16 protein-coding genes and 1 pseudogene are annotated in these 16,783 nt (G+C 70.2%); 8 read left to right on the top strand and 9 right to left on the bottom strand.

Annotated elements, in window-relative coordinates:
• Positions 1-138: 138 nt before the first annotated feature.
• From ACWDRW_RS04620 to ACWDRW_RS04605, 4 genes are all read left to right on the top strand, one after another.
• Complete coding sequence (locus ACWDRW_RS04620) at positions 139-1,416, top strand: extracellular solute-binding protein (protein WP_451720019.1); 1,278 nt, start codon at positions 139-141, stop codon at positions 1,414-1,416.
• A gap of 75 nt (positions 1,417-1,491) precedes the next feature.
• On the top strand, positions 1,492-2,484 hold the full coding sequence (locus tag ACWDRW_RS04615) for a carbohydrate ABC transporter permease (protein WP_451720016.1): 993 nt from the start codon (positions 1,492-1,494) through the stop codon (positions 2,482-2,484).
• A complete protein-coding gene (locus tag ACWDRW_RS04610) occupies positions 2,481-3,311 on the top strand; it encodes a carbohydrate ABC transporter permease (RefSeq protein WP_451720013.1) in 831 nt (276 codons plus the stop codon). The genes ACWDRW_RS04615 and ACWDRW_RS04610 overlap by 4 nt, the downstream gene beginning before the upstream one ends.
• A 9-nt stretch (positions 3,312-3,320) precedes the next feature.
• Positions 3,321-4,796: a glycoside hydrolase family 3 protein gene (locus ACWDRW_RS04605; RefSeq protein WP_451720011.1), complete on the top strand. Its 1,476-nt coding sequence runs from the start codon at positions 3,321-3,323 to the stop codon at positions 4,794-4,796.
• Positions 4,797-4,858: 62 nt separating this feature from the next.
• On the opposite strand, the gene nagB is transcribed toward ACWDRW_RS04605, so the two are convergent.
• Positions 4,859-5,644, bottom strand: coding sequence for a glucosamine-6-phosphate deaminase (gene nagB, locus ACWDRW_RS04600; RefSeq protein ID WP_451720009.1), 786 nt, complete (start codon positions 5,642-5,644; stop codon positions 4,859-4,861).
• A gap of 179 nt (positions 5,645-5,823) precedes the next feature.
• Positions 5,824-6,577, bottom strand: a pseudogene (locus ACWDRW_RS04595) (SDR family oxidoreductase).
• A 92-nt stretch (positions 6,578-6,669) separates the two neighbouring features.
• Between ACWDRW_RS04595 and ACWDRW_RS04590 the strand changes: the two are divergent.
• On the top strand, positions 6,670-7,320 hold the full coding sequence (locus ACWDRW_RS04590; RefSeq protein ID WP_451720006.1) for a TetR/AcrR family transcriptional regulator: 651 nt from the start codon (positions 6,670-6,672) through the stop codon (positions 7,318-7,320).
• A gap of 337 nt (positions 7,321-7,657) precedes the next feature.
• Complete coding sequence (locus ACWDRW_RS04585) at positions 7,658-9,124, top strand: sensor histidine kinase (RefSeq protein WP_451720366.1); 1,467 nt, start codon at positions 7,658-7,660, stop codon at positions 9,122-9,124.
• A 150-nt stretch (positions 9,125-9,274) separates the two neighbouring features.
• On the opposite strand, the gene ACWDRW_RS04580 is transcribed toward ACWDRW_RS04585, so the two are convergent.
• Positions 9,275-9,532, bottom strand: a complete 258-nt coding sequence (locus ACWDRW_RS04580) for a WhiB family transcriptional regulator (protein ID WP_016639615.1) — start codon at positions 9,530-9,532, stop codon at positions 9,275-9,277.
• Positions 9,533-9,850: 318 nt separating this feature from the next.
• Positions 9,851-10,819 (bottom strand): diacylglycerol/lipid kinase family protein, encoded by a 969-nt coding sequence (locus ACWDRW_RS04575; RefSeq protein ID WP_451720004.1) that lies wholly within the window; start codon positions 10,817-10,819, stop codon positions 9,851-9,853.
• A gap of 146 nt (positions 10,820-10,965) precedes the next feature.
• Between ACWDRW_RS04575 and ACWDRW_RS04570 the strand changes: the two genes are divergently transcribed.
• The gene (locus ACWDRW_RS04570) at positions 10,966-11,406 is read left to right on the top strand and encodes a hypothetical protein (RefSeq protein ID WP_451720002.1); all 441 of its coding nucleotides are present in this window, start codon (positions 10,966-10,968) and stop codon (positions 11,404-11,406) included.
• A gap of 15 nt (positions 11,407-11,421) precedes the next feature.
• Here ACWDRW_RS04570 and ACWDRW_RS04565 read toward each other — a convergent pair whose 3' ends face one another.
• The 3 genes from ACWDRW_RS04565 to ACWDRW_RS04555 all read right to left on the bottom strand — a co-directional run bounded on the left by ACWDRW_RS04565 (position 11,422) and on the right by ACWDRW_RS04555 (position 13,458).
• Positions 11,422-12,507 carry an RNA polymerase sigma factor SigF gene (locus tag ACWDRW_RS04565; protein ID WP_451719999.1) on the bottom strand — a complete coding sequence of 362 codons (1,086 nt, stop codon included), beginning with the start codon at positions 12,505-12,507 and terminating at the stop codon, positions 11,422-11,424.
• A 17-nt stretch (positions 12,508-12,524) separates the two neighbouring features.
• A complete protein-coding gene (locus tag ACWDRW_RS04560; protein WP_004925829.1) occupies positions 12,525-12,938 on the bottom strand; it encodes an ATP-binding protein in 414 nt (137 codons plus the stop codon).
• A gap of 259 nt (positions 12,939-13,197) precedes the next feature.
• Entirely contained in the window at positions 13,198-13,458 is a 261-nt protein-coding gene (locus ACWDRW_RS04555) for a UBP-type zinc finger domain-containing protein (RefSeq protein WP_451719997.1), read from the bottom strand.
• 86 nt (positions 13,459-13,544) lie between these two features.
• On the opposite strand from ACWDRW_RS04555, the gene ACWDRW_RS04550 reads away from it, so the two are divergent.
• Positions 13,545-15,140, top strand: coding sequence for a Na+/H+ antiporter (locus tag ACWDRW_RS04550; RefSeq protein ID WP_451719994.1), 1,596 nt, complete (start codon positions 13,545-13,547; stop codon positions 15,138-15,140).
• 16 nt (positions 15,141-15,156) lie between these two features.
• On the opposite strand, the gene ACWDRW_RS04545 is transcribed toward ACWDRW_RS04550, so the two are convergent.
• On the bottom strand, positions 15,157-16,050 hold the full coding sequence (locus ACWDRW_RS04545; RefSeq protein ID WP_451719992.1) for a 1-aminocyclopropane-1-carboxylate deaminase/D-cysteine desulfhydrase: 894 nt from the start codon (positions 16,048-16,050) through the stop codon (positions 15,157-15,159).
• A 46-nt stretch (positions 16,051-16,096) separates the two neighbouring features.
• Positions 16,097-16,687 (bottom strand): N-acetylmuramoyl-L-alanine amidase, encoded by a 591-nt coding sequence (locus tag ACWDRW_RS04540; protein ID WP_451719989.1) that lies wholly within the window; start codon positions 16,685-16,687, stop codon positions 16,097-16,099.
• Between the last annotated feature and the right edge of the window lie 96 nt (positions 16,688-16,783).

Genomic DNA, 16,783 nt, shown 5'->3' with positions numbered 1-16,783 from the left:
ATAACACCTGGTCAGAGCCTTTCCGAGCACCCTTGACACGGTTCATGGTCTGGTCCAAGCTCCCGGTACTGGTCTACACCATTGGTCCAGGTCCCGGCCCATGGGCAGGGGGGTGTGGGCATCCCTGAGGAGGGTGGCGTGAAGCGCAAGCTGATATCCGCGATCGGTGTCGCGGCAATGATGGTCTCCATCGCGGCGTGCGGGGGCGACGACGGCGACGAGGGCGGCAAGGCCGGCGCGGACGGTTACGCGGGCCAGACCCTCACCGTCTGGGTGATGGACGGTTCCTCCCCGGACCAGTGGCAGAAGGACGTGGCCGCCGCCTTCGAGAAGAAGACCAAGGCGAAGGTCAAGTTCGAGGTCCAGCAGTGGAACGGCATCCAGCAGAAGCTGACGACCGCCCTGTCGGAGGAGAACCCGCCGGACGTCTTCGAGATCGGCAACACCCAGACCCCGGCCTACGCCAAGACCGGCGGCCTCGCCGACCTGGCCGACCTCAAGACCGAGATCGGCGCCGACTGGACCGAGTCCCTGAACAACTCCTCGGTCTTCGAGGGCAAGCAGTACGCGGCGCCCTGGTACTTCGCCAACCGTGTCGTCCTCTACAACAAGAGCATCTGGGCGGACGCGGGCATCAAGGACACCCCCAAGACCCGGGACGAGTTCTACGAGGACCTGAAGACGATCGGCGAGAAGACGGACGCCGAGCCGATCTACCTGCCCGGCCAGAACTGGTACCACTTCGTCGGCCTCACCATCGCCGAGGGCGCCGAGCTGGTGAAGAAGGACGGCGACAAGTACGTCTCCAACCTCGACGACCCCAAGGTCGCCGCCGCCATGGAGACGTACAAGAAGTTCCAGTCCCTCTCCAAGGCCCCGAAGGACAAGGACGAGGCCACCCCGCAGCAGGGCGAGGTCTTCGGCAAGGGCAAGGTCGGCGCCTTCATCGGCATGGGCTGGGAAGCCGGCATCGCCATCGAGGCCAACCCGGAGATCGAGAAGGAGATCGGCTACTTCACCATCCCGGGTGCCACGGCCGACAAGCCCGAGGGTGTCTTCCTCGGCGGCTCCAACCTCGCCGTCGCCGCGGGCAGCAAGAAGCAGGAGCTGGCCAAGGAGTTCCTGCGGATCGCCCTGAGCGACAAGTACGAGGGCCAGCTCGCCAAGGAGAACGGCGTCATCCCCAACAAGGAGTCGCTGCAGAGCAACCTCAAGGGCAACGCCGTCGCCGAGGCCGCGGCTCCCGCCGCCGCCGGTGGTGGCACGACCCCGCTGATCGCCGAGTGGGCCGCCGTCGAGAACGCGCCCAACCCGATCAAGACCTACATGACCGCCGTGCTGAACGGAAAGTCCCCGGCCGAGGCCGCCGCCCAGGTCGAGGAAGAGTTCAACAAGCGCCTTTCGCAGCAGCAGTAAAGGCACCGGGCTGGGGGTCGCGTCGGCGGCCCCCCGCCCGTGTTCAGGCAGGTCTAGGAGGAAGAGAACGCGAGCATGACCGTGCAGACCGAACGGCCGCCCTCGGGCCCGACGGACGTCCGCAAGTCGGACCCCTCAGGAGCAGGGCCCGCCCCGAGAGCCGCGTCCCGCCTCGGCGCGCTCGCCCCCTACCTTCTGCTGCTTCCCGCCGTCGCGGCCTCCGTGCTGCTGCTCGGCTGGCCGCTGCTGAAGGACGCGCTGCTGTCGTTCCAGAACCTCAACATGGCGCAGCTGATCCAGCACGTCACCGAGTGGAACGGCGTCGACAACTACACCGAGGTCCTCGGCAGCGAGGACTTCTGGCGCGTCACCCTGCGCTCGATCCTGTTCACGGCGGTCAACGTCGCCCTGACCATGGTCATCGGCGCCCTCGTCGGCCTGCTCCTCGCCCGCCTCGGCCGACGGATGCGGTTCACCCTGCTGATCGGCCTGGTGCTGGCCTGGGCCATGCCCGTGGTCGCCGCCACCACCGTCTACCAGTGGCTCTTCGCCCAGCGCTTCGGCGTCGTCAACTGGGTGCTGGACAAGCTCGGCTGGCACTCGATGGCCGACTACAGCTGGACCAGCGGCCAGATGTCCACGTTCTTCGTGGTCACCATGCTGATCGTGTGGATGTCGATCCCGTTCGTGGCGATCAACCTCTACGCGGCCACCACGACCATCCCCGTCGAGCTCTACGAGGCCGCCGCGCTGGACGGCGCCGGCGCCTGGAAGAGCTTCATGACGGTCACCTTCCCGTTCCTGCGGCCCTTCCTCTACGCGACCACGTTCCTGGAGATCATCTGGATCTTCAAGGCGTTCGTGCAGGTCTACACGTTCAACCAGGGCGGCCCGGACCGGCTCACCGAGATCCTGCCCGTGTACGCCTACATCGAGGGCGTCGGCAACCAGCACTACGGCATGGGCGCGGCCATCGCCCTGCTGACCATCCTGATCCTGCTCGGCCTCACCGCCTACTACCTGCGGATCGTCCTGAAGCAAGAGAAGGAAGAGGAGGCCGGGCTGTGAAGCGCTCGCTCTTCGGCCGCATCTGGCCCAACGCCACGGCCGTCATCCTGTTCATCGGCTTCGTCTTCCCCGTGTACTGGATGTTCGCCACGGCCTTCAAGCCGACCGGCGACATCATCTCGGAGAACCCCGTGTGGTTCCCGACCGACATCACCTTCGAGCACTTCAAGACGGCGACCGGCGTCGACAACTTCTGGACCCTGGTCGCCAACTCGCTGACCGTGACGGTGTGCGCGGTCGTCTTCTCCCTGACCATCGCGCTCGCCGGCGCCTTCGCCCTGGCGCGGATGAAGTTCAAGGGGCGGCGCGGCTTCATCATCGGCTTCATGCTGGCCCAGATGGCGCCCTGGGAGGTCATGATCATCGCGATGTACATGATCGTCCGGGACGCCGACATGCTGAACAGCCTCGTCCCGCTGACGGCCTTCTACACGATGATGATCCTCCCCTTCACCATCCTCACCCTGCGCGGCTTCGTCGCCGCCGTACCGGCCGAGCTGGAGGAGGCGGCCATGGTCGACGGCTGCACCCGCGCACAGGCCTTCCGCCGGGTCATCCTGCCGCTGCTCGCGCCCGGTCTGATGGCCACCTCGCTGTTCGGCTTCATCACCGCCTGGAACGAGTTCGCGCTCGTCCTGGTCCTGAACAAGGAGGCCGAGGCACAGACCCTGCCGCTGTGGCTGACCAGCTTCCGCACGGTCTTCGGCGACGACTGGGGCGCCACCATGGCGGCCTCCTCCCTCTTCGCCGTCCCCATCCTCATCCTCTTCGTCTTCCTCCAGCGCCGGGCCGTCAGCGGTCTGACCGACGGTGCCGTGAAGGGATAACGCTCACCGATGACGACATTCGCCAGCGACACCCTGACGCGGAACGCGCTGACCGTCCTCCAGCCCGGCTTTCCCGGCACCACCGCCCCCGACTGGCTGCTGCGCCGGATCGGCGAGGGCCTCGCCTCCGTCGGCCTGTTCGGCCGCAACATCGCCGGCCCCGAGCAGGTCGCCGCGCTCACCGCGCAGTTGCGCGCCGAGCGCGAGGACGTCCTCGTCGCGATCGACGAGGAGGGCGGCGACGTCACGCGCATGGAGGTGCGCACCGGCTCCTCCTTCCCGGGCAACCACGCCCTCGGTGCCGTCGACGACGTCGACCTCACCCGCGAGGTCGCCCGGGAACTCGGCCGCCGGCTCGCCGCCTGCGGGGTCAACTTCAACTGGGCCCCGTCGGCCGACGTGAACTCCAACCCCGCCAACCCGGTCATCGGTGTCCGCTCCTTCGGCGCCGACACCGCGCTGGCCGCCCGGCACACGGCCGCCTACGTCACCGGCCTGCAGGCCGCGGGCGTGGCCGCCTGTACCAAGCACTTCCCCGGCCACGGCGACACCGCGATCGACTCGCACGAGGCGATGCCGCGGATCGAGGTGGGCCGCGAGGTGCTCGCCGAGCGTGAACTGACCCCGTTCCGCGCGGCGATCGCCGCCGGCACCCGCGCGATCATGACGGCGCACATCCTGGTCCCGGCCCTGGACGCCACCCGCCCGGCCACGCTCTCCCGCCCGATCCTCGGCGACCTGCTGCGCGGCGAACTCGGCTACGACGGCCTCATCGTCACCGACGGCATGGAGATGCAGGCCATCGCCGCCACCTACGGCATCGAACGCGGCAGCGTCCTGGCCCTCGCGGCGGGCGCGGACGCGATCTGCGTGGGCGGCGGTCTGAACGACGAGCAGACGGTACGGCGCCTGCGCGACGCCCTGATCACCGCGGTCCGCACCGGCGAACTCGCCGAGGAGCGCCTCGCGGACGCCGCGGAACGCGTCCGCGCCCTGGCCCGCTGGACGGTGAGCGCGACTCCGGCGCGGGACACGGCCCCCTCGGACATCGGCCTGGTGGCCGCGCGCCGAGCTCTGCGGGTGACGTCGACCGAGGCCCACACCCCGCTGACCGAGCCCCCTTACGTCGCCGCCCTCACCCCGGTCGCGAACATCGCGGTGGGCGACGAGACCCCCTGGGGCCTGGCGGCCGAACTGACGGAACTGCTCCCCGGCACGGAAACGGCCACCTGCACCGACGACTCCGCGGCCCGGGCCGTCCTGGACGCGGCAGGCACCCGCCGCATCGTGGTGGTGGTCCGCGACGAGCACCGCCACGAGTGGATGGCGAAGACCCTGGACACCCTCCTGTCGGCACGCCCCGACACGATCGTGGTCGAGATGGGCGTCCCGCAGTCCGCCCCCCGAGGCGCCCTCCACATAGCGACCCACGGAGCGGCAAGGGTCTGCGGCAGGGCGGCGGCGGAAGTCATCGCCGGGAAGTAGGAGGTACGACGACGAAGGCGCCGGTCCCAGGCGGGGGACCGGCGCCTTCGTGCGGTTCGCCGCTAGATCCCCTGCCAGGCGGGCTTGTTGGCGTAGGTGTGCCGGAAGTAGTCCGCGAGCTTCAGCTTGGAAGCCGCGGCCTCGTCCACGACGACCGTCGCATGCGGATGCAACTGCAACGCCGACGCCGGACACACCGCCGCGACCGGCCCCTCGACGGTCGCCGCGACCGCGTCGGCCTTCCCCTCGCCGGTGGCGAGGAGCACCAGGTGCCGGGCCTCCAGGATCGTGCCGATCCCCTGAGTGATCACATGGTGCGGCACCTGCGCGATGTCCCCGTCGAAGAAGCGCGCGTTGTCCACCCGGGTCTGCTCGGTCAACGTCTTGATCCGCGTACGGGACGCGAGCGAGGAACAGGGCTCGTTGAACCCGATGTGCCCGTCCGTGCCGATCCCGAGCAGCTGCAGGTCCACGCCCCCGGCCCGCGCCAGCGCCGCGTCGTACGCCGCGCACGCCGCCTGGACGTCCTCGGCCGTGCCGTCCGGCCCCATGAACGCGTCCATGCCGATCCCGAGCGGCTCCAGCACCTCGCGCCGCAGCACCGAGCGGTACGACTCGGGGTGCTCGGCCGGCAGCCCCACGTACTCGTCGAGCTGGGCGATCCGCGCCCGTGAGGCGTCCACGGCACCGGAGCGCACCTTGGCGGCCAGCGCCTCGTAGATGGGCAGCGGGGTCGAGCCGGTGGCCACGCCGAGCACGGCGTCGGGCCTGCGCCGCAGGAGCTGTGCCATGGCCTCGGCGATGAGCTCGCCGCCCGCCTGGGCGTCCGGAACGATGACAACTTCCACGCTGGGCCTGCCGATCTGAAGAGGGGACTCAACCGGTTCCCGAGAGGGCTATGTGGTTTAGACCAATCTAACAGAGGAGGGCTCTCGCTCCCAGGTGAACCCGGAGGCCGGGACCGTAGCCGGAGCCCGCGCCGAAGCCGGTCCGGGACCCATGCCCGAGACCCGCGCCGGACGCGGATCTACTGAAGGCTCAGCAGCGAGCCTCCCGTCGCGTCCACGTGCTGCCCGGTCACCCAGCGGGAGTCGGGGGAGGCGAGGAAGGCCACCACGTCGGCGACCTCGGCCGCCCGTCCCCACCCGGCCGAACACCGAGAGTGCCTCGGCGTGCGCCCTTATCCCCGGATCCGCCAGGACCGCGCTGGTGAGATCGGTGTCGATGAACCCGGGCGCGACGGAGTTGGCGGTGATCCCGCGCGGCGCCAGCTCGACCGCGAGGGAACGGGTCAGGGCGGTGACCGCGCCCTTGGCCATGTGCGTGGCCGCGATGCCGGGTATCCCGGCGTCCGTGGCCGCCGTGACGTTGATGATCCGGCCGTCGTCGCGCAGGCGGCGCAGACCCTGCCGGACGATGAAGAACGGTGCCTTGGCGTTGAGCGCGTGCGCCCGGTCGTAGAGCTCCTCGTCCGTCTCGCCGATGGTCGCGAAGGTGGCCGCGCCCGCGTTGTTGACCAGGATGTCCACCCCGTCCGCCTGCCGGTCGAAGGCCTCCCAAAGGGTCCGCGCGTCCCCCGGCACCCCCAGCTCCGCCCGGAGGGCGAAGGCGCTCCCGCCCGCCGCCTCGATCCCCGCGACCGTCTCCTTCGCCGCCGCCTCGCTGCTGCCGTAGTGCACGGCGACCCGCGCCCCGTCCCGCGCCAGCCGCTCGGCCACCGCCCGTCCGATCCCCCTGCTCGCCCCCGTGACCAGTGCCGTCCTGCCCGTGAGCACACCCATGCCACACCCCCGCATTTGTTTATCGAGCGTTACAGAAAGAACGTACAACAACGCCGGGAAGTTTCTCTAGTGCCCGCTATAAAATGCACTCCATGGTGAGCACCGAGGACCCGCGGCCGGCAGGGCCGCCCCCCACCACCGCACGCCGTGGCCGCCCCCGCTCCTTCGACCGGGAGACCGCGCTGGAGAAGGCGATCATGGCCTTCTGGGAGCACGGCTACGAGGCCACGTCCGTCTCCGACCTCACCCGGATCATGGGCATCGGCGCCCCGAGCCTGTACGCGGCCTTCGGTGACAAGCGGGCCCTGTTCGACGAGGCCGTGGACGCGTACGGCAAGCGCTACGCGGCCTTCGGTGAGCGCGCCCTGGCCGAGGAGCCCACCGCGCGGTCCGCCGTGGAGCGCATCCTGCGCGAGGCCGCCGTCCGGTACACCACCCCCGGCCGCCCGCCCGGCTGCCTCTACGCCCACGCGGCCACCAACTGCACCAGTCCCGAAGTGGGGGAGGCGCTGCGGGACCGGCGCAACGCCACCATCGCCGCCGTCGAGAGCCGGATCCGCGCGGGCATCGCCGCAGGTGAGCTCCCGGCCGACACCGACGCCCGCGCACTCGCCCGGCACACCGGCGCCATCGTCCACGGCATGTCGCAACAGGCGCGCGACGGCGCGAGCCGCGCGGAACTGGCGGCGCTCGCCGAAATTGCCCTGTCCATCTGGCCCCGCGCGGGAACCCACCCGGGTTAGGCTGCGTGCTGAATGAACACCTCTCAACACATGGACACACCGAGTGGTCTAGTCCACAATGGTGGTGCGAGACCATGTGATACGAGGACGCCAGACTTCCGCCTTCCCCGCACAGGAGGGCGGACCGAGGAACCGAGGCTCTCTGCCCTGACTGCCCCGGCTCCTCATCCTTCGGCCGACCGGGACCGCACACCCCACGGCCGATATTGCTCCGGGCTGCGGTGCCGGGAGGGTTGAGGGTCCCTCTCAGGCGCCGCGGCCCGCGGGTGTTTCCGGCCACCGCGGGTGTATTTAGGTCACCCACATACCCCCAGGTACGCTCACACTCGTGCCCTCCATGAACGAGCTGGTCCACCAGCACACCGCCCTCGACGAGTCCGACCTCGAGTGGCTCCATCTGCTGGTCTCGGAGTGGCAGCTGCTCTCCGACCTCTCCTTCGCCGACCTCGTTCTGTGGGTCCCCACCCGTGACGGCACCCGCTATGTGTCGGTGGCCCAGATGCGCCCCAACACCGGCCCCACCTCCTACCAGGACGACATGGTCGGCCACCTTGTCCCGCGCGGCCGCCGCCCCATGCTGGACGCGGCGCTCGACGAGGGCCGCATCGTGCGCGAGGGCGACCCGGAGTGGCGCGAGGAGGTCCCGGTCCGGGTCGAGTCGATTCCGGTACGACGGGACGGGCGCGTCCTCGGAGTCATCGCGCGCAACACCAACCTGCTGACCGTGCGCACCCCGAGCCGGCTCGAACTGACGTATCTGCAAAGCGCCTCGGACCTCGCGCAGATGATCGCGGCCGGCTCCTTCCCGTTCGCGAACCAGCAGGTCGACATGGACGCCTCGCCCCGCGTCGGCGACGGACTGATCCGCCTCGACGCGGACGGCACCGTCCAGTACGCCTCGCCGAACGCCCTGTCCGCCTACCACCGGCTCGGCCTCGCCGCCGACCTCGTCGGCCACCACCTGGGCAAGACCACCGCCGAACTCGCCCCGACCCACGGGCCGGTGGACGAGGCGCTCGCCAAGGTGGCCAGCGGCTGGGCGCCCCGGGAGTTCGAGATCGAGTCCGACGACGGGGTCATCCAGTTCCGGGCGATCCCGCTCAAACCCAAGGGCACTCGCATCGGTTCGCTCGTCCTGCTCCGGGACGTCACCGAACTGCGCCGCCGCGAACGCGAGTTGATCACCAAGGACGCCACCATCCGGGAGATCCACCACCGGGTGAAGAACAACCTCCAGACGGTCGCCGCCCTGCTGCGCCTCCAGGCCCGGCGCATCGAGTCCGACCGCGGCCGGGAGGCCCTGGAGGAGGCGGTGCGCCGGGTCGGCTCGATCGCGATCGTGCACGAGACGCTCTCCCAGAACCTCGACGAGCGCGTGGAGTTCGACGAGATCGCCGACCGGGTGCTGGCCATGGTCGCCGAGATCTCACCCGGCAAGGTCACCGGCCGACGCACCGGCCGCTTCGGCATCCTCGACGCCGAGGTCGCCACCCCGCTCTCGATGGTGCTGACCGAGGTGCTCCAGAACGCCCTGGAGCACGGCTTCCGGCAGGGCGAGACCGGCACGGTCGAGGTCTCCGCGGTTCGCGGCGGCACCACCAAGGAGGCCCGACTCCTGGTCACCGTCCAGGACGACGGCGTAGGACTGCCCGAGGGATTCGACCCGCACACCGCCGGAAATCTGGGTCTGCAGATCGTACGGACCCTGGTGGAAGGGGAGTTGGGCGGTACGTTCGACATGGTCCCGGCGCCGGAGCGCGGGACGCAGGTCGTCCTCGACATTCCGGTGCGGGCGCAGAAGTGAGGCGCAGAAGCAAAGCAATGAGCCCCGGACCAGGAAGGTCCGGGGCTGAAAGCTCGTGCTATGCGCATCGGGGGTACTGCGCGCTGCGGCTCGGGGGCGGGAGATGCGTACTCGCTGTACGCGCCGCCAAGCTCAAGCGGGGTGGGTGTGTCAGGCGGAGGCCTGACGGGCCCGGTTGCGGGCGGCACGGCGCTTCATCGCGCGACGCTCGTCCTCGCTGAGACCACCCCAGACGCCGGAGTCCTGACCGGACTCGAGCGCCCACTGCAGACACTGCTCCATAACCGGGCAGCGACGGCAGACGGCCTTGGCTTCCTCGATCTGCAGCAGCGCAGGACCGGTGTTGCCGATGGGGAAGAAGAGCTCGGGGTCTTCCTCGCGGCAAACGGCGTTGTGACGCCAGTCCATGGCTGCTACCTCTCCTTGTATGACATGCAGGTTGCTTGTGAATGTGAACGCTTTCACGAATCCCTCAACAAGTGAAGGGCCGACCGTCAGGTTTCCCTGGCGTGGTCCTGGGTTTTGAAGAGGGGTTCCGGTGATCTGTGGAGCCGGTGTTGCGGGCTGTCCCGATCGCCACGTAGAGACTCGCAAACCTCAGCGGCGGATACAACCCCTTCCGGAAAGTTTTTTTTGATTCCTCGGTGTCGACTAGGTCACAGCCGTACTTCCATGGGGTGGATCCTGGTCTAAACGTTCGAGTGAAAGGACTTTGGCCCGTTCTGCTCACACAATCACACGCAGTGCACGGCGTACGCCTGTGAACGTCACGCTCGTACGCAGCCCCAGGTGGTCACCGTCCATCTGGAGGGGCAGCGGGGCCTTCGAATGCAAGGTGAACTGGTCAAGGTCGTGCAGTGAGGCGGCGTGCTTGCCATGGGGGCCCCGCTCGGGGGACGAAGTGAGCAACTGGGTCGCATACCGGGCAACCGACACGGTGGACATACGGCTGAGACCGAGTACGTCGAGCCCCGTATCGAACGAGGCCTTAGGTGCCGCGTACACCGGGCGATTGCCCAGATACGTCCACGGAGCGGTGTTGCAGACTATGGAAAGCACCAAATCGGTCACCGGTTCGGCGCCCGGCCGCTCCAGGGTGATCGTGCCGTGCCGGCGGTTGGGCTCCTGGAGGAACTGGCGCAGGGCCTGACGCATGTAGAGGGCGTGGGTGGACCGCTTGCCCCGCTCGCGCTGCTGTTCGACCCGGCCGACCACGCCCGCGTCGAAGCCGAGTCCCGCGCAGAAGGTGAACCATCGCGCCGGCACCCCCTCGTCCTCGGTGCCCGGCGTACCGGCGGCTATGCCCATGCCGACCGTCCGCTCACTGCCCTCGCGCAGCGCGTCCAGCAGGGCGCCGGTCGCCTCGACCGCGTCGTTGGGCAGGCCCAGGGCGCGGGCGAAGACATTGGTGGAGCCGCCGGGGACCACCGCGAGGCGCGGCAGCCGCTCGGGGTCGGGGCCCGCGTGCAGCAGACCGTTGACCACCTCGTTGACCGTGCCGTCGCCGCCGAGCGCCACCACCAGGTCGATGTCCTCGCTGTCCGCCGCCTGCCGGCCGAGGTCGCGCGCGTGGCCGCGGTACTCGGTGGTGACCGCCTCCAGCTTCATCTCACTGGCCAGCGCGTGGATCAGGACATCGCGCGTACGTGCGCTTGTGGTGGTTGCCGCCGGATTGACCACGAGAAGTGCACGCATGGACTGCAGAGTACCTACTGGGGGGTACTGGGCCCACATCGAACAGGGATCCAGTATGAGAATCGGTGCGTGAACCTCGCCACGAGTGCCCCGGCCGCGCCCCGGGTGCCCGTGGGCGCCTGCCGGGCGAGGGCTACTCTTCAGGGGTGAGCGCTGAGCAGAACCCCGCCCCGGAGACCGGACCCCGCCCGCGGCGGCTGACCTACGCGGCCGGGCTGGCCGCGCTGGAGGGGCTCGCCCTGCTGGTCGGCGGGGTCTGGATCCTCGTCCTGGGGCTCACCGGCGACCCGGACGACCGGCAGCAGGCCGTCACCGGTGGAGTGACGCTGGTGGTGCTCGCGCTGCTGCCGCTGCTCGCCGCCCGCGGACTGCTCGCCCGGCGCAGCTGGTCCCGCGGTCCGGCCGTGATCACCCAGATCATGGCGCTGCCGGTGGCCTACAACCTGCTCCAGGCCGACAGCATGGCCATCCCGGCCGGGATCGCCCTCGCGGTGGTGGCCGTCGCCGCGCTGGTGCTGCTGGTGAACGCCGAGACCACCCGGGCCCTCGGGATCCGGGGGCCCGGCAGCGTGCAGGACCAGAAGTAGCGTCCGGCGGCGGACTCACTCCTCGACGAGCAGCTTCTCCCGCAGCTGGGCCAGGGTGCGCGCCAGCAGGCGCGACACGTGCATCTGGGAGATGCCGACCTCCTGCGCGATCTGCGACTGGGTCATGTTGCCGAAGAACCGCAGCAGCAGGATGCGCTTCTCGCGCGGCGGAAGATCCTCCAGCAGCGGCTTGAGCGACTCGCGGTACTCGACGCCCTCCAGCGCCTCGTCCTCCGCGCCCAGGGTGTCCGCCACGGCCGGCGACTCGTCGTCGGTGTCGGGCACGTCCAGCGACAGCGTGGAGTACGCGTTGGCGGACTCCAGGCCCTCCAGGACCTCCTCCTCCGAGATGGCCAGCTTCTCGGCGAGCTCATGGACCGTGGGGGAGCGGCCGTGCAGCTGGGACAGCTCCGCCGTGGCCGTGGTCAGCGCCAGGCGCAGCTCCTGCAGCCGGCGCGGCACGCGCACCGCCCAGCCCTTGTCCCGGAAGTGCCGCTTGATCTCGCCCACGACCGTCGGGGTCGCGTACGTGGAGAACTCCACCCCGCGCTCCGGGTCGAACCGGTCGACCGACTTGATCAGGCCGATGGTGGCGACCTGGGTGAGGTCGTCCAGCGGCTCGCCGCGGTTGCGGAAGCGGCGGGCGAGGTGCTCGACGAGCGGCAGGTGCATCCGGACCAGCTGGTTGCGCAGCTCCGCGTACTCCGGGCTGCCGTCCTTCAGCTTGCGCAACTCGACGAACATGGCGCGCGCGCCGCTGCGGTCCTGCGGCTCGCGGTGCTGCCCCTCGTGCTGCGTGGCCGGCACGGCCTGATCGTCGTCTCGCTCGTGCTCGCTCATCGTCCCGCCCGTCGCCCTCTGTCGAGCCCTTGTCTCAGCCCGGCCGGGGGTGCCCCCGATCCGCCTCTGTCGAGGCGAGCCCTGCGCGGCGCTGTCCGGGAGACCCGCCCGCGCCGAGGCCGCGTCGTCCTCAGGGTGCGGCCTGGCCTGCTCGGGAATCCCGTCGACGCCGTCCGCCAAGTGTCGGGAACCGCCCGGAGCGACTGCCTCGTCGGCGTTCTCGGCCGGCAGCTCCCGTGTGCCGCGCTCTTCGTCCCGCACCGGCCCGTCCCCGTTCCTCACGCCGGCCCGGGTCCCGCGCCGCGCTGTTTGTAGAGGCTGATCGAAACGGTTTTGTCCTCGTCCACGGCGGAGGAGACCTTGCCCGCGAGGGCGGACAGCACGGTCCAGGCGAAGGTGTCCCGTGACGGTGCGTGACCGTCCGTGGTCGGCGCGGAGACGGTGACCTCCAGCGAGTCGTCGACGAGCCGGAAGACGCAGCTGAGCACCGAGCCGGGCACGGCCTGCTGAAGCAGGATCGCGCAGGCCTCGTCCACCGCGATGCGCAGGTCCTCGATCTCGTCGAGGGTGAAGTCCAAACGGGCCGCGAGTCCGGCAGTGGCCGTACGCAGCACCGACAGGTAGGCACCCGCGGCCGGCAGCCGGACTTCCACGAAGTCCTGGGTCGCGGGCTCGCCTGCGATCTGGGACACCCTCACCTCCAAGGTGGTACAAGCTTTACGGGGCCGAGGGTCGCCCCCCGGGGTAACGCGATGAGTGGTTCAGCGGTGACGCTATCGCGCTCCGAACTGTCCTGTCCCCGGGACCCCAACCCCCTGCTGTCACTCATAGTAAACCTTCGGATACGCTCCGTGGCTAGGGGTTCGGCGGGCCCAAATGGGAAGAGCGCGCGCCGGGTTGACGTACCCACGCGTCAGACGGTCGAACCGTCCGGATCCGCAGTGGCGCCGGTCACACCAGGACGTGATCCACGAAGCACCACCGCCAGCTCTCGCCGGGCTCGAAGGTCCGCATCACCGGATGCCCGGAATCCTTGTGATGTGCTGTCGCGTGCCGTCCCGGCGAGGAGTCGCAGCAGCCGACGTGACCACAGATGAGGCACAGCCGAAGCTGTACCGGATGGCTGCCGTCCGCCAGGCACTCCAGACACGTCTCGCTCAGCGGGTCGGGCTCCGGGTGGGGCAGCACGTCGGCATGCGTGCACTGTTTCATGATTGCCAGGTTACGACGGCCGCGCGGAAGGCCGCGCGGAAAAGCAAGGGTGGGCGAGCAGTGATGAGTGAGGGCGGGCGAGATCCATGGACGTGATGCCGCTGCTGTTGTTGGTGGCGGGCAGCGCCGCGGTCGCCGCGGCCGCGAGACGCACCCCGGTGCCCGCGCCCCTGCTGCTGGTCGCGGCGGGCCTCGCCGTGTCGTACGCGCCCGGCGTGCCCGACTACACGCTCGACCCGCACATCGTGCTGCCGCTCATCCTGCCGCCGCTGCTGCACACGGCCGCCACCGACAGCTCCTATCTCGACCTGCGCGCGCAACTGCGGCCCGTCGCGCTGCTGTCGGTCGGGTACGTGCTCTTCGCGACCTTCGTGGTGGGCTGGGCCGCGTACATGATCGTGCCGGGACTGCCGCTGACGGCGGCGCTGGTTCTGGGTGCGGTGGTGGCGCCGCCCGACGCGGTCGCCGCCACGGCCGTCGCCCGCCGCGTGGGGCTGCCGTCGAGGATCACGACGATCCTCCAGGGCGAGTCCCTGGTGAACGACGCGACCGCGATCACCGCCTACCGGGTGGCGCTCGCGGCCGCGGTCGGCGAGGGCGCCACCTGGGCCGGCGGGATCGGCGAGTTCCTGCTCGCCGCCTTCGGCGGCATCGGCATCGGAGTGCTGCTGATGGTGCCGATCCACTGGCTGCGCACCCATCTCAAGGAAGCGCTGCTGCAGAACACGCTGTCGCTGCTCATCCCGTTCGTCGCCTACGCGGTCGCCGAACAGGTGCACGCCTCCGGGGTGCTCGCGGTCGTGGTCGTCGCACTCTGGCTGGGGCACCGCGCGTGGGAGGTCGACTTCGCGACCCGCCTCCAGGAGGAGGCCGTGTGGAAGATGGTCGCCTTCGTCCTGGAGTCGGCGGTCTTCGCGCTCATCGGACTCCAGCTGCCGGTTGTCCTCAAGGGCCTCGGGCAGTACGAGGGAGGCCGGGCCGCCTGGTATGCGATCGTCGTGTTCCTGGTGGTCGTCGTCTCGCGGTTCGTGTGGGTCTATCCGGCGACGTTCCTGCCGCGCCTGATGTCGGCGCGGATCAGGGAACGGGAGCCGAACCCGACCTGGAAGGGGCCGTTCATCATCTCGTGGGCCGGGATGCGCGGGGTGGTCTCCCTGGCCATCGCCTTCTCCATCCCGCTCACCGTGCACGGCGGCGAGGAGTTCCCCGAGCGCAATCTGATCCTCTTCCTGACCTTCACCACGGTCATCGGCACCCTCGTCATCCAGGGCGTGACACTGCCGCCGCTGATCCGCCTGCTGAAGCTGCCGGGACGCGACGTGCAGGCCGAGACCCTCGCCGAGGCCAATGCGCAGGCGCAGGCCTCCCGGGCCGCCGAACGGCGCCTCGACGAGCTCCTGTCCGACGAGCGCAACGCCCTGCCGCCGCCGCTCGCGGACCGCCTCCGCACGGTCCTGGAGCGCCGCCGCAACGCCGTCTGGGAACGCCTCGGCCAGGTCAACCCGGTCACCGGGGAGACGGTGGACGACACCTACCGACGGCTGTCCCGGGAAATGATCAGCGCCGAGCGCGAGGTGTTCGTCAAGCTCCGGGACGGCCGCTACATCGACGACGAGATGCTCCGCACCCTGCTGCGCCGTCTGGACCTGGAGGAGGCGGCCGCGTTCCGGGAGGCGGCGTGAGCGACGTCGGCCGCCCCTACGGGAAGGGGCGGCCGGTGACGACGGCCGCGATCGTCGTCCCGCGCGGGAAGGCTCCCTCGTCCGCGAGGGCGACAAGTCCGTACAGCAACTTGGCGACATACAGACGCTCGACGGGTACGCCGTGCCGCTCCTCGAAGTCCTCGGCGCAGGCTTCCAGTTCGGGGGTGGTGCGGGCGTAGCCGCCGAAGTGGAAGCGGTCGTCCAGGGTCCAGGTGCCGCGGGGGCCGCCGAAGGCCCGGCGTTGCAGCGCCTGTATCTCGGCCGCCAGGAACCCGCCCTTCAGCACGGGGATGCCGAGGGCCCGCTGGCCCGGGGCCAGTCCGGCGGCGAGGCCCGCGAGGGTGCCGCCGGTGCCGCAGGGCAGGGCGACCACGTCGGCCTGGCCGCGCAGCTCCCGGCCGAGGTCCTGGCAGCCGCGCACGGCGAGGGCGTTGCTGCCGCCCTCCGGGACGACATGCGCGCCCTCGGCGCCGGCCGCGCGGAGAACGGCCGCCAGAATGTCGGGTTCGGACTTGCGGCGGTACGTCGACCTGTCGACGAAGTGCAGGCGCATGCCGTCGGCCGTGCACCGCGCGAGGGAGGGGTTGAGGGGGCGGTCGGCCAGTTCCTGACCGCGGACCACACCGACGGTCTCCAGGCCGAGGAGGCGGCCCGCGGCGGCCGTGGCGCGCAGATGGTTGGAGTAGGCGCCGCCGAAGGTGAGGACGCTCCGGCCGGCCGCCGCGGTGAGGTTCGGGGCGAGTTTTCGCCACTTGTTGCCGATGAGCTCCGGGTGGATCAGATCGTCCCGCTTGAGCAGCAGCCGGACACCGGAGCGGGCGAAACGGTCGTCGACGAACTCCCGGAGCGGCGAGGGAAGCCGGGGCTGGAGGGCGTCGAGGCTGGTCACCGCACCATTGTCGCCCGGCCCCGGGTGGCTGTCGCCGCTGGTCGGATCAGTTCAGACGGCCCGCGATCCGGTCCCTCATCGAGGCCATCGTGAAGCCCTTGGGGTCCACCTTGCCCGGCTGCCATTCCAGGTGGCCGATGACCGAGCGCTCGGTCCAGCCGTGGTGGCGGCAGATGGCCGCCGAGACGCGCTCGATCGCCTCCAGCTGAACCTCCGGCCAGGGGTCCAGGCCGTCGCCCAGGTTCTCGCACTCGAAGCCGTAGAAGTGGCGGTTGCCGTCCGTGTTGGCCTCGTTGTCGGCGGGGAGGGGGCCGTCGTCGATCACCGCGCGCAGGACGTCGTCGTCGCCCTTGCCCGCGTGGTTGGCGCGGCCGTAGCCGACCAGATGGACGGTGCCGTCCTTCGTGATGACGCCGTGGCACAGGGGGCCCGGAAGGTCCGCGTGGCCGTCGCGGCAGAGTTTCACGGTCAGCCGACTGCCTTTGGTCACGGTGTGATGGATCATCACGCCGTGGACCGGGCCCCAGGGCCCTTTGTGATCGCGGTTGTGGTTCTCCCAGTCGCCGACCTCGACGACCGTGACGCCTTCGTCCCGCAGCCGCTCCAGGAATCTCGCCGCGGGCATGGGTGAGGCCATGACCGCCTCCTTCGTGCTGTGCGTCGGCCGCCGACCGCGGCCGCCTCGTAGTCGCAGCTTCTATCGAAAAGGGACGATCGTGGACCAACCGTTCGT

The organism is Streptomyces sp. NPDC003635 (genome assembly GCF_053587635.1).
Note: the sequence above shows the minus strand (reverse complement) of the source record. Positions and strands in the feature narration are given on the sequence as shown.